This window comes from Bacillus sp. GW823-FHT06B01 (genome assembly GCF_058952315.1).
On the sequence record NZ_JBXAHR010000001.1, the window covers coordinates 535,519 to 548,262 of the forward strand.

Annotated in this window: 16 protein-coding genes; 11 read left to right on the forward strand and 5 right to left on the reverse strand. The window is 31.8% G+C overall.

Annotated features, from left to right (window positions below):
* Window positions 1–10: 10 nt before the first annotated feature.
* Both AC1Q8N_RS02865 and AC1Q8N_RS02870 read right to left on the reverse strand, forming a co-directional pair.
* Complete coding sequence (locus AC1Q8N_RS02865; RefSeq protein ID WP_098077579.1) at window positions 11–1,483, reverse strand: sensor histidine kinase; 1,473 nt, start codon at window positions 1,481–1,483, stop codon at window positions 11–13.
* Complete coding sequence (locus AC1Q8N_RS02870) at window positions 1,476–2,141, reverse strand: response regulator transcription factor (RefSeq protein ID WP_000800743.1); 666 nt, start codon at window positions 2,139–2,141, stop codon at window positions 1,476–1,478. The genes AC1Q8N_RS02865 and AC1Q8N_RS02870 overlap by 8 nt, the downstream gene beginning before the upstream one ends.
* A gap of 446 nt (window positions 2,142–2,587) precedes the next feature.
* Between AC1Q8N_RS02870 and AC1Q8N_RS02875 the strand changes: the two genes are divergently transcribed.
* The 6 genes from AC1Q8N_RS02875 to AC1Q8N_RS02900 all read left to right on the forward strand — a co-directional run bounded on the left by AC1Q8N_RS02875 (window position 2,588) and on the right by AC1Q8N_RS02900 (window position 7,417).
* Window positions 2,588–3,280: an HAD family hydrolase gene (locus tag AC1Q8N_RS02875; protein WP_141519980.1), complete on the forward strand. Its 693-nt coding sequence runs from the start codon at window positions 2,588–2,590 to the stop codon at window positions 3,278–3,280.
* A 203-nt stretch (window positions 3,281–3,483) separates the two neighbouring features.
* A complete protein-coding gene (locus AC1Q8N_RS02880) occupies window positions 3,484–3,852 on the forward strand; it encodes a DUF4180 domain-containing protein (protein ID WP_493521057.1) in 369 nt (122 codons plus the stop codon).
* Window positions 3,853–3,960: 108 nt separating this feature from the next.
* A complete protein-coding gene (locus AC1Q8N_RS02885; RefSeq protein WP_141545784.1) occupies window positions 3,961–4,464 on the forward strand; it encodes a MepB family protein in 504 nt (167 codons plus the stop codon).
* Window positions 4,465–4,602: 138 nt separating this feature from the next.
* Window positions 4,603–5,370, forward strand: a complete 768-nt coding sequence (locus AC1Q8N_RS02890) for an arylamine N-acetyltransferase family protein (protein WP_098642424.1) — start codon at window positions 4,603–4,605, stop codon at window positions 5,368–5,370.
* A 152-nt stretch (window positions 5,371–5,522) separates the two neighbouring features.
* Window positions 5,523–6,176, forward strand: coding sequence for a YdeI/OmpD-associated family protein (locus AC1Q8N_RS02895; RefSeq protein ID WP_098077432.1), 654 nt, complete (start codon window positions 5,523–5,525; stop codon window positions 6,174–6,176).
* Between the two features lie 125 nt (window positions 6,177–6,301).
* On the forward strand, window positions 6,302–7,417 hold the full coding sequence (locus tag AC1Q8N_RS02900; RefSeq protein ID WP_098642423.1) for an NAD(P)/FAD-dependent oxidoreductase: 1,116 nt from the start codon (window positions 6,302–6,304) through the stop codon (window positions 7,415–7,417).
* Between the two features lie 42 nt (window positions 7,418–7,459).
* On the opposite strand, the gene AC1Q8N_RS02905 is transcribed toward AC1Q8N_RS02900, so the two are convergent.
* Together AC1Q8N_RS02905 and AC1Q8N_RS02910 are read right to left on the reverse strand one after the other, a co-directional pair.
* Complete coding sequence (locus tag AC1Q8N_RS02905; protein ID WP_098077425.1) at window positions 7,460–7,909, reverse strand: NUDIX hydrolase; 450 nt, start codon at window positions 7,907–7,909, stop codon at window positions 7,460–7,462.
* A gap of 48 nt (window positions 7,910–7,957) precedes the next feature.
* Window positions 7,958–8,215 (reverse strand): hypothetical protein, encoded by a 258-nt coding sequence (locus AC1Q8N_RS02910; protein ID WP_087984460.1) that lies wholly within the window; start codon window positions 8,213–8,215, stop codon window positions 7,958–7,960.
* 201 nt (window positions 8,216–8,416) lie between these two features.
* On the opposite strand from AC1Q8N_RS02910, the gene AC1Q8N_RS02915 reads away from it, so the two are divergent.
* From AC1Q8N_RS02915 to AC1Q8N_RS02930, 4 genes are all read left to right on the forward strand, one after another.
* Window positions 8,417–9,847: a PQQ-dependent sugar dehydrogenase gene (locus tag AC1Q8N_RS02915; protein ID WP_098077422.1), complete on the forward strand. Its 1,431-nt coding sequence runs from the start codon at window positions 8,417–8,419 to the stop codon at window positions 9,845–9,847.
* A gap of 74 nt (window positions 9,848–9,921) precedes the next feature.
* Entirely contained in the window at window positions 9,922–10,494 is a 573-nt protein-coding gene (locus AC1Q8N_RS02920; protein WP_098077420.1) for a YybS family protein, read from the forward strand.
* 39 nt (window positions 10,495–10,533) lie between these two features.
* Window positions 10,534–11,097, forward strand: a complete 564-nt coding sequence (locus AC1Q8N_RS02925; protein ID WP_098077418.1) for a GNAT family N-acetyltransferase — start codon at window positions 10,534–10,536, stop codon at window positions 11,095–11,097.
* A gap of 77 nt (window positions 11,098–11,174) precedes the next feature.
* Complete coding sequence (locus AC1Q8N_RS02930) at window positions 11,175–11,555, forward strand: nucleotide excision repair endonuclease (RefSeq protein WP_001048941.1); 381 nt, start codon at window positions 11,175–11,177, stop codon at window positions 11,553–11,555.
* Between the two features lie 52 nt (window positions 11,556–11,607).
* Here AC1Q8N_RS02930 and AC1Q8N_RS02935 read toward each other — a convergent pair whose 3' ends face one another.
* Entirely contained in the window at window positions 11,608–11,814 is a 207-nt protein-coding gene (locus AC1Q8N_RS02935; protein ID WP_000267713.1) for a hypothetical protein, read from the reverse strand.
* Window positions 11,815–11,946: 132 nt separating this feature from the next.
* Here AC1Q8N_RS02935 and AC1Q8N_RS02940 point away from each other — a divergent pair, with 132 nt between their 5' ends.
* Window positions 11,947–12,726: an undecaprenyl-diphosphate phosphatase gene (locus AC1Q8N_RS02940; protein ID WP_048547231.1), complete on the forward strand. Its 780-nt coding sequence runs from the start codon at window positions 11,947–11,949 to the stop codon at window positions 12,724–12,726.
* The last annotated feature ends 18 nt before the right edge of the window (window positions 12,727–12,744 follow it).

Below are 12,744 nucleotides of genomic sequence, written 5' to 3' on the forward strand. Positions count from 1 at the left end.
ACTCGTCCTACTAAGAGGGGAGTTTGTTTGTTTGTTGTTTAGATAAAGGAATGTTCATGCAAAATTGCACACTATGTTCCATATTTTTTATAGAATACTTTATATTTAGCGTTTCAAGAATTTGTTTAACAATATATAGCCCCAAACCACTTCCGCCAGTATTTCGATTCCTTGATTTTTCAATTCGATAAAATGGTTTGAAAATTTGTTGTATATCTTCATCTTTAATATTGATACCTGTATTTATAATTTGCATTTTAATTTGATCTTGTTTAGAATCCTTACTTAACTTTATATAGACTTTTTCATTATATGGTGAATACATAACTGCATTATGGATAATATTTTTACATGCTTTTTCAAAAAGTACACGATCTGTATAAACAGAAAGGTCAGAGTCAATTTCTTTTATTATTTGGATGCTTTTTTGAGAAGCGAAAAATTCGAGATCTTTTGTGATTGTACCTATTAACTTTGAAAGATTAACTTCTTCTATTTTTAGTTTAAATGTATGTTGTTCTAACTTTGACATACTTAAAATTTCACGAACTAATTGTTCCATACTTTCAATAATTTGATGATTTTTCTTTAAATATTGATCACGATTTTGATAAGGGCCAATATTGTATATCATCCCTTCTAAGTATCCTTTCATTACAGTAAGAGGGGACTTTAATTCATGTGCTACAATCGCAAAAAACTCTCTGCGTTTTGTTTCTATTTCTCTTTCTTTTTCAATATCATTTTTTAATTGTTCATTTGCTTTTTTTAAATCAAACATAGCTTGTTGTAAGTTAATAGACATGTCATTCAAACTATTAGATAATTCTCCTAACTCATCTGTAGAGCGAACCTCAATTTTTTCGGAGAAATCTAAATTTGCCATATTTTGTGCACCCTCGTTAATATAAATAAGTGGCTTTGTAATAAACCTGGAATAGAAATAAGCACTCCCTATACCAATTACGATCACAATGATACTAATATAGGGGAGAAAGCGCACTAATACTTGCGAAGCTTCATCAATCGGTTGAAATGTTGCGAACACTACAAGCGTTAAACTACCATCTTGGAATTGAATTGGTTCCGTAACATTATATGAATTGCTAATGGTACCTGCATTCTCAAATCTTGCTGCTTTAGTAACTACTGTTGTTTGTGTACCACTTTGAATAAAAGAAAATGAAGGCGAGTAAATAATTATTCCTTCTTTATTTTGAAGCGAAAGCATCGCGTTATTTTTTTTTGCGTATTCATCAAAAAGTGGTATCGCATCTTGAAACGTAAGATTTTTGGACTTATCAATTATTTCTTTTATCCCTGTTTGAAGTTGATCTGTTTTGTATTGCTCATAAAACGTAGGGAGAAAGAAATATAAAGTTAAATAAATTAATACTGCAAAGGATAACAAAATGAGAGATGTAGTCATAAAGAGTTTATAAGTAATTTGCTTCATCTTCATGACTTTTAAAATTTTATTCATCAATTTTATAACCAATCCCCTTTATTGTTTTAATATAGGGGATAGCTAGTTTTTTACGTAGGTTTTTAATATGTGTATCTATTATTCGTGTTTCTCCAAAATAATCGTATCCCCAAACCTTTTCTACGATATTTTCTCTTGTAAGTACTTTTCTCTCATTTTGAAATAGTAGTTGTAGAATTTCGAACTCTTTTGTCGTTAACAAAATTTCAACATCATTTACATATACTCTATATGCATCAACATCAATGCGCACTTCTTTAAATACCAAATAATTATTTACATTTTTATCATAACTTCTTCTAAGTACAGCTTCGACTCGTCTAATCAAAACATGAAACGAAAAGGGTTTTGTTATATAATCATCAATCCCAAGATCGAACCCTTTCATTTGATCTTCCTCTTCTTCTAACGCAGTTAGCATAATAATTGGTATGTTTGACTGACTTCGAATCATTTTAGCAACTTCAAATCCATTAAGATTGGGCATCATTACATCTAGAAGAACTAAATCAAAGGATTGCTTATTAAATTGTGTCATACCCTCTAGTCCATCTGAAGCAACTACCACTGTATACTGTTGTGTCATTAAAAATTGTTTAATTAATTCCTGAATTTCTTGATCGTCCTCAACCACGAGGATATGATAGTTTTTCATAATATCACCTCTGGTAGTCATTATAGCCGTACTATCTGTAGTTTATGTGGAGATACAGTAGGAAACTTCATAGGACGTTTAACGTATTAACTCCATTTTCAAGATTGTGTATTCTCCATAAAAAAGTATTATTACCCATATTCCTTTTTTATGGAGAAATATTTGTGTGCTTGAAAAAACTTATCATATAAAAAGCTGAACGATTAATATTTACAAAAAACTAATGTATAATAATGTAAAATGTATGTAGTTTTTTTAGCTGTTTGAAAATATACTTTCGATACTTTACTAGAAAGGGAAAGGGAGATGAATTTAAATATAAAAGAAGCCAGCGAAATTCTAGAGCGTATGCCACAAAATTTTTAGTTTTTTTGCTAATTTAGTAAAGGCCTAAGGTGCGAACAAGGGATTATTAAATCATGTGAGAAAGGTTGTGAAATTATTTGATGGGTTATAAAGCGATGCTGTTTGATTTAGATGATACGTTACTTGATAGGGATAAGGCAGTAGATAAATTGTTTTTATTAGTTTTAGAAAAGTGTTATGAGGATGTTAGTGATACGATCAAAAACAATATGTTATTGAAATTCAAAGAATACGATAAAAGAGAATACGGCAATAGTGATAAAACGATAGTTTTAGAATCATTATTTGATGAATTTGCACCGGAATATAGATTGCCACGCAATTATATCCAAGATTTTTGGAATGAAAATTTCCCTAAATGTTTTTCGATAGACCAAAACACTATCCATTTCTTAAATCACATAAAGAAGCACTTAAAAGTTGGAATTATAACAAATGGATCAACGCAGAGGCAAACGGCTAAAATAATTAACACAAATTTAAATAATTACTTTGAAACAATTATTATTTCTGAAGAAGTGGGGTTTAGTAAACCTGATAAGCGTATATTCGAACTAACATTAAACAAGCTTAATGTGCAACCAGATGATGTATTATTTATTGGGGATGACTTAGAAAAGGATATTGCTGGTCCTCAAAATGCAAATATAAAAGGCGTGTGGTTTAACCCTCAGAAAATCAAGAATACTACCAAAATACAACCATATGCCGAGATTAACACTTTGGATAGTTTGTTAAGTTATGTTACTCCACGATATTTTTATAACAAGTAAAAGTAATTTCATATATATATTCGAAAATATAAAAAAGAGAAACTATCATTAATTTCATTGACCGTATTAGTAATAAAAAAATATATTTACAATAAAAAAAATAGAGGCGATTTTAATAGCTACGGCTAATTTAATCTATGATTAATACGAAGTTTTGTAAAACAATTTTATTCATACTGTGTAAATTATAAAGGGGTGAGACTATGGAAATAAAGAAAGTAGTAATCGATGGAATCAATATTGCAGTCATTAGAAATGATAAGGTATTAATATCCGATGTTCAATCTGCATTAAATACTATGGCAACTGTTCAATATGAGGTAGATGCGAAGCATATTATTATCCATAAATCTTTAATAAGTGAAGATTTCTTTGATCTAAAAACATGTCTTGCAGGCGATATTCTTCAAAAGTTTATAAATTACAGAGTAAAGATTGCTATTGTTGGAGATTTCTCTATGTATACTAGTAAAAGCTTAAAGGGTTTTATTTATGAATGTAATAAAGGTAAAGATATTTTTTACTTAGCAACTGAACAACAAGCAATTGAAAAACTAAGTACATTAAAGTAATAACAATACCCCAGTAAAATCCCCCTCTTTTTCACATCGCTTATTATTTATAACATATAAGAACTGATGTTTGTGTTAAACTAAGAAATGAATAAAGGGGGAGTTTTCTTGAACAGTTATAATGATACGATACAAAACTTAAACAATATAATTTACAAACCTAACGAATTAATAATCACGAATCTAAAAGAAGAACAGCAAAACGCAGAATATGCGGGATATTTATTTCACTTAAATAACAAAACCATTCGTTTTAGAAAATCCAAAATTACTCCTAATAAAATTGGTCAATTTGTTTCTTTTTGGGAGAAAGATGACAATATGCAGAATCAAGCGTTTTCTTATGACGCTGCTCCTGACTTATTAGTTATCACTTGTATAGATGATAATAAACTAGGACAATTTATCTTCCCTAAAGAGATTCTTCTTAAGGAAAAAATCTTGAGAACACAAAAGCAAAAAGGCAAGATGGCTATGAGGATTTATCCGATTTGGGATACCCCTGTTAGCAACCAAGCTAAAAAGAGCCAAATGTGGCAACTTCAATATTTTGTTGATTTAAGCGATCATAATAATTTACCTATAGACAAACTATTAAATTTGTATTCGTAGCTTCTTATCTTAAGTAATCTTGTTGGTTAGACTTTTTGTACCGGTACAGTTAAACGAAATGTACATTGTTTCAGTACCCCTTTAAATTTACAATCAGCATATACTATTTTAACTTATACATTTTAAGGGGTGCTGACTATGACAAGTCTACAACATAAGCTTTTTACAAGATTGAATCTTGCAAAGCGTACTGAAGTGAAATTTGAGGAATTAAATACAATTCTCTTTGCATTTGCACACACTATACCATTTGAGAATTTAGATGTAATAGCACGTAATACGAATGCAATTACTATGGAAAATTTACAGGATAAAATTTTAACTAGATCCCGCGGTGGACTTTGTTATGAATTAAATACTCTTTTTTACTACTTTTTAAAAGATTGTGGTTATAATGTACAACTCGCATTAGGTACCGTATATAAAAATGATATAAACGCTTGGGCACTCGAGGATGGGCATATAACGATTATTCTAAATTATGATAACGTACGATACGTAATTGATGTAGGTATTGCTTCATTAGTACCTCTAGTCCCTGTACCTTTTACTGGTGAGTCTGTTTCTTCTAAAAATGGTACGTATCGAGTGAGACGAAAAGATACGAGTAAAGGGAATTACGTTCTAGAAAGAAAAGATACGAACGGTGAGTGGAAAGTATGTCATGCTTTTTATAATCGTATCATTGGTGAGGCAGTAGTGAATGATGTTCAAAAAAGAGTAGTAGAAGATGAGAAATCTATTTTCAATAAAGGACCAATTGCAGTCAAATTGACGGAATCTGGCCATGTCTCTTTAACCAATACTAGTTTCACTGAAATAGTTCATGGTGAAAAAACGAAACGTGAAATTACAGAAGATCAATATAGAGAGCTTTTATATACTTTATTTGCTATTGAGTTATGATAAAACAAATAGCCGGTTCTTGTTCAGAACCGGCTATTTTATTAATTTTAATTTAAAACAACTATTAAAGTTTGATTTTCTTAATAGATATAATACACTAGAACAGTATGAAAAAGTATAACAATGAATTTTGAATGTAAAGGAAGATCTTCATGTCAATTATCGATAAATTGAAACTTAATAAGTATACGAATATGGTTGTTATTAACGAGCCAAGTGATTACGAAGTTTTTACAGGAAAAGAAACTGTATTTTCAAAAGAACACGATGCCATTTTTATTTTTGTAGAAACATTGGATGAAATGGTGAAACAAACGAATTATATTATTAGTAATGAAGAATTATTAATTGAAAAAGGATACATATTCTTCGCATATCCGAAAAAAGGTAATTCTCGCTACAGTACGTTTATTCACCGTGATGAGATGTTTCCAGCATTAAACGTTGGAGAAGATGGATATGTGGGAGAAAGCGATATTAAATTTGCGCGAATGGTAAGTATGGATGACATCTTTACTGTTGTAGGTTTAAAGCGTGAGAAGAAAAAAGCGACGAAAACGCCTGCAATGAGCCAATGTGTAGCTGATTATGCAGATCGAATTCAAGATGTTGAAGCTTTATTGGCTAATTATCCAAATGAACTTAAGTTTTATCAAAGTTTAACACCTGGATACAAAAAAGATTGGGCACGTAATCTTTTTTCTGTAAAACAAGAAAAAACACGTGAAAAACGTCTTGAGAAAATGATTGAAATTCTTTCACAAGGATATAAAACAATTGATTTATTCCGCAAAAAGAAAAAATAAGATTAGGAAAGTCACAATGATGCAACAATTAATTGCGATGAGTACATTGAAAAAAGTATTCCTTCCATTATACTAAGGGATGTTCTTATATTTATATAATTAGTAAAAGAGAAAAGGTGTTTGAAATGAAATCGTATATTGTAGTTGGAGCGGGAATTTTAGGAGCGTCTACTGCTTACCATCTTGCTAAGGTTGGCGCGAACGTTACTATCGTGGATCGTCAACAAGTAGGTCAAGCAACGGATGCAGCAGCCGGTATTGTATGTCCATGGCTTTCACAGCGTCGTAATAAAGCGTGGTATAAAATCGCTAAATGCGGTGCACGTTACTATTCTTCGTTAATCCAACAATTAGAGGCAGACGGTGAAACGGATACAGGATACAAACGTGTAGGTGCAATTAGTTTACATACTGATGAGAAAAAGTTAGATAAAATGGAAGAGCGCGCTTATAAACGACGTGAAGATGCACCCGAGATTGGTGAAATTACGCGTTTATCAGCTGAAGAAACGAAAAAAATATTCCCAGCATTATCAGAAGAATATAGTTCTGTTCATATTAGTGGCGCTGCACGAGTAAACGGAAGATCATTACGTAACGCATTAATAAGTGCTGCAAAAAAACATGGCGCAACTTTTATAAAAGGAGACGCAGTATTAGTCCGTGAAGGTAATGATATTATTGGAGTTAAAGTAAATGACGAAACAATGGTAGCAGAAAAGGTAATTGTAACTGCAGGGGCATGGGCGAATGAAATCTTGAATCCATTAGGAATCAATTTCTTAGTTACGTTCCAAAAAGGACAAATTGTTCATTTGCAAACGGAAAATACAGCAACCGAAAATATGCCAGTTGTTATGCCGCCAAACGATCAATACATTTTAACGTTTGACAATGGTCATGTCGTAATTGGTGCTACTCATGAAAATGAAACTGGCTTCGATCATCGTGTTACGGCTGGTGGTTTACATGAAGTATTCCATAAAGCATTAGCAGTTGCACCTGGTTTAGAAGATGGTACTATGCTTGAAACGAGAGTTGGGTTTAGACCATTTACACCAGGATTCTTACCTGTTATCGGACCACTTCCTAACTTCGACGGTATTCTTGTTGCAAACGGATTAGGAGCTTCAGGTTTAACAGCTGGTCCATATTTAGGTTCAGAACTTGCTAAATTAGCACTCGGACAACCAATTGAATTAGATTTAAATGATTATGACGTTGCTGGTGCAATTGAATAATAAAAAAGATTAGGATTCGCTCCTAATCTTTTTTATTTATAGCTAATTCTTTAACTGCTTTGATAACCTTTTGTTTAATTCCCACAATGCTGTTTTGTTACTATCCCATTTCAAAAGCATTACTGCATCCTCAAAGCATAACCATTTATAATTGGAGTGTTCTTTAGATAATGAAATATTTTTTGTAGAAACTTTAACTCCAAAAGAAAATTCTTTTATTACATAAACATCTTCTCCCCAAAGAAATCCTCCGACTACATCCTCTACAGGTAGTGAAGAAACCGAATCTAATTTTATATAGGGACATTCTTTTATAATACCAGCCTCTTCAAACGCTTCTCGTTTTGCTGATTCAATAGGAGTTTCACCATCTTCTCCACCACCAGCTATTCCTTGCCAATAACCATAATCACTTCGGTTAAAAATAGCGTATTGAATAGAATCTCCAATTATTATATAAGGAAATATTAATACTTGATATGGTGCTCTCATTGCATAACCCCTTTCTGAAAATCAGCTTTAAATAAACATGAATAATTGTTAATTATTATATGGAGTAGGGGTTCTTTTGAATAAAAACACCACTGATAAAATAAAGATTACAGCCTTCAAACTCCCCCAATACGGATAAACAGTATGGTCTGTTAAACTAGCATATTGAAAAATATTTTCTAAACCGAAAATCCCAATAACGACTGCTAAGAGGAAAGCAGCTTTTCCAATAGTACTATTACGATAGAGGGTAAATAAGTATATTGCACATATAAGTGGTACGATGATTTGTAGTAAGATTGCCATGAATTATCCCCCTAATTTATATTTTATACTTATATTATATCAAAAATGTAATAAAAAGGAATGTAAGTTAATGGATGCTAAGTAGAAAACAGACTTGTACAAACAGGGATATCACAATTTTACGTCTATAGTTTTGATACTAATTTAACTACTCTCATCATATTCTTCTATTAAAAAGAATAACAAGGAGTGTAAAGTTAATTGACAAAAGTTAAGGTTCGTTTACGACCCATCGTTCATAAAGTAAATTTACCGACTGTATTGAAAACAGCTATACTTCCAGGTGAATCGATCGAAAGACTATTTATCGCAACTCAATTAGGAGAGGTTTTTTACATAGGAGACGGAGCTATAAAGACATTTTTAAATATTCGTCACCGAATTATTAAATTAGGTACATTTGAAGAAGGTGTTTCTAGTAGCGGTTATGATGAACGCGGTTTGCTGGGACTAGCGTTCCATCCACAATTTAATCATAACGGCTTATTTTACCTTCATTATTCAATGGCTGGAACTCAAGGACCAGGTTCGCTTTCAGAACAATTTAAACCGAATCCTTGTGACCCGAAAACTTTAAATTTAAAGTGGACAAATAGAGATACTCAATATGATCATATTGATACAGTTGAAGAATGGGTTTTACAATCAAATGGCCAACCTCAAAAGCGAAGAACATTACTTAATATAAAACGGCCATTTTTTAATCATAACGGCGTAAATAGCTTAAACTTTTCACCTGAGACTGGAAAACTTGTTTTTACTAATGGAGATGGTGGTTCTGGCTATGATCCGTTTAATTTGAGCCAGGATGATTTAGAAATAGCGGGTAAAATAATTGAAATCGATGTAAGTAGAGATACATTCATAACCAATCCTCCAGTAGTTACACGCTTTAATGAACTTCCTTTATCTATACAAGAAACACTTACAGTAATTGCAAAAGGCGTACGTAATATAACAGGTATTTCATTCCAAAGGTTGCATAATCAATATATCAAATATGCCGGTAACGTCGGACAAGATATTGTAGAGTCTATTTTTTCTTTTGTTCTATATAAATCAATACCAGTTACCGAAATCGTTCAAATCCATTTAATGAGAGATACTCCTGATCAATATGGATTTATTAATTTTGGGTGGAGAGGATGGGAAGGGGAATTACCTACTTCTTTTATAAGGCACTGTTCTGAGAATCCAACTTTAGATGAAAGGATAACGGCTTATTATAATGAAACAATAGTAACATCAGTAAATCGTATTCAACCTCTAATAAGTTATTATCATAAAGATTCCAGACCGGATAAATTTGACGGAACTTCACTTACTGGCGTTCAACCGTATATGGGAACTGCAATTCCTGGTCTGACTGGTAGTATTGTGTTTACTGATCTTGCTAAAAAAGAAAAATCGCAGTCTTCAGTAAAAGGTGCGTTAGCTTATTCTAGAGCTGGTACGCATGGTAAACATACTGACTTTCATGTTATTGAAACCCATTATGATTTCGGTGAGCAGGCAGCTTATTTTATGAGTTTAGGAACAAATTTGGATCAAACTAGATTATATTTAGGAGTTTACGGTTCTATGAAAGTAACTGATTTGAACAAAGGTACTATTTTTGAAATCGTTCCTTAATATGATAGACACTCTCGGAATTATTCATTATATAATCGTCCACTGTATAATTAGATATCTTTAGGGGGATTTTGATGAATCAATTTAGAAACTATTGGTATCAACCGATGATCGCGCATGATGCGAATTTTGTTCATAAAAGAAAGATGACGCCAGCAAAGAGGTTAGTCATTACAGCGTTACTCGGTTCACTTGCTGCTATTTTTCAATCTGCCGGGAACCTAATCCCTGGTATAGGCTTATTTATTAGTCCTTTTGCGACGCTGCCTATATTTTTCGCTATTTGTTATTCTACTCGCACGGGAATACTTTCTTACATTCTTACTATTCTCCTATTATTTATTATTGAGCCAAGCGAACTAATTGTCTTTCCTTTTACTACAGGTTTATTAGGTATAGCGTTAGGAGTATCCTTTATACAATTCAAGAGAAGGATTTGGATTGTTTCCTTTTCAGCAATATGTCTACTTCTAGGTATTATGATTGTACTTGATATCTTTCGATTTCCTGTATTAGGTCCTACTGTTCATACAACTTTGGATATAAAAATTATTCTATTAATATTTATTCTGAGCTTTCTATACTGCTGGATCTATGCAGGCATTTGTAAAATAATGTTGAATAGAGTATATAAAGCATGGTCTTAACAATTTCTCATATATTTTTAAAGATTGGAGATTCAAGTCGTGTATAACGTTAAAATTAGAAGACCAAATTCGGATGATGTAGATGAACTGAATATGTTTTTTCGTCTTGTTATTACTGATACATTTAAAAATGAAGGGTTATCACAATTATTAGATGACATAAAAAATGAAATTAACACGAAAAAACAATATTTGAAAAATGATTTGGAGAGTAATGGAGAAAGTCGTTACTTTTTATTAGCAATTGATATAAGTAACGATAAAATCATTGGAACAATTGAAATCGGCCCAGCGAGTACATTGATTAATAGTTGTACAGGTGGTGTGTTTAAAGATTTATATGAAATAGGAACTGTATTTGTACTACCTGAATATCAACGAAATGGCATAGGCAATTTATTGCTACATGCAATGTATATTACGTTACTTAGCAGAGGAATAACAGAATACTGTTTAGATAGTGGATACAAAAAAGCGCAAAGTATATGGACGAAGAAGTTTGGAGAACCTAGTTATGTACTGAAGGAGTATTGGGGAGAATCAAGCGATCATATGATTTGGAAGAAGAGTTTACATGATACTCCTATAATATTTGAATTATAAAATGAAATATGCCTCTGAACGTAGCTTTTCTTACATATGTATGCTATTATTTATCTTTATAATAAAAGAGGACGTGAATGAACTTGATTAAAATTAATATTCCTGAAGCTGATGTTTCAATTACTGAACGTAAACAAGTTATTAAAGGAGACGAGCCAATAATTACTCCAATTAATGGATTTATCGATTTCCACTTGTTTCCTAGAGATAAAGGCGGCATTTTTATGTTTTACAATATTAATGACGAACTTCTTTTCGTAGGTAAAGCTCGTAAAATTAGACAACGTATTAAGAAGCATTTTGAAGACAATGTTTCACCAATTAAAAATCACCGTGATGAAGTATACCGCATTGATGCATGTATCGTAGAAGATCCAACAGAAAGAGAAATTTACGAAACTTACATTATTAATGAATATAAAGCAAAATATAACGTTGATAAAGTATTCTATAAATAAGTAATAAAAAAACAATCCTAGCGCATATACTGGGATTGTTTTTTATTTAAATTTAGTCCTCATATTTTTCTCCTTTTTTTAAATGATTAGCAACAATAAAACAGCATACACCTATACATATAAGTACAATGCCAATTGATTTATGTTTTCCCTCAAAGAAAGGAATATCAGAAATAACATTTGTCATACATAACCCTATAAACACAAGGATAGGTCCTGCCCACAGTAATACATTACCGAATTTCGTATGTTGCCACATAGTAACCCTCCTTATCTCTTTTTACATATATATCTATAAAATAAAAGTAAATTCATAGAGAAATATAGTTTTTTTCATATCGAAAATTTAACCTTCATATATTGGTACAAGCAAACGAGAAAGGGGGCCATCATGAATTGGTTAGAAGCTTTTATATTAGGGATCATACAAGGTTTAACAGAGTTTTTACCGATAAGTAGTACAGGTCATCTTTATTTAGGGAGGCATTTGTTTCAACTAGATGAAGCGGGATTATTTTTAGATACGATGCTCCATATTGGAACTTTACTTGCAGTGTTTATTTATTACAAAAAAGAATTTATATATTTAATTAAAAATCCATTTTCGAAACTAATGCTACTACTTATTGTCGGGACGATACCCGCAGTTGTAATCGGATTGTTATTTAAAGACTTTTTTGAGGATATTTCAAAAACAGGTATTACGATTGGATGGGAGTTTTTAGTGACAGGATTCTTTCTATATATGGCCGATAAACAAAAGAATGGTCGTAAAAAAATGGACGACATTACATATAAAGATGCATTTATCATTGGTTCATTTCAAGCGGCTGCTATTTTCCCAGCAATTTCTCGTTCTGGTATGACAATTGTTGCTGCATTATGGAGGAAGTTAGACCGCGAAACTGCTGCTTACTTTTCTTTTTTATTATCAACGCCAGCCATTGTCGGAGCTATCATTTTGCAATTAGCAGATGTTTATCAAGGGAAAGCAGAATCTATTTCTAGTACATCTTTAATCGTCGGCACATTATCAGCAGCGTTTTTCGGTTATATAGCCGTTTCATGGATGATTCAATATTTAAAACGTCACTCCTTAAAAGTATTCGCGTATTACGTATGGGGATTAGGCATTTTAATTTTAACGTTGCAATATACTCATGTATTTTAATTATAATGGTAAAGAAGT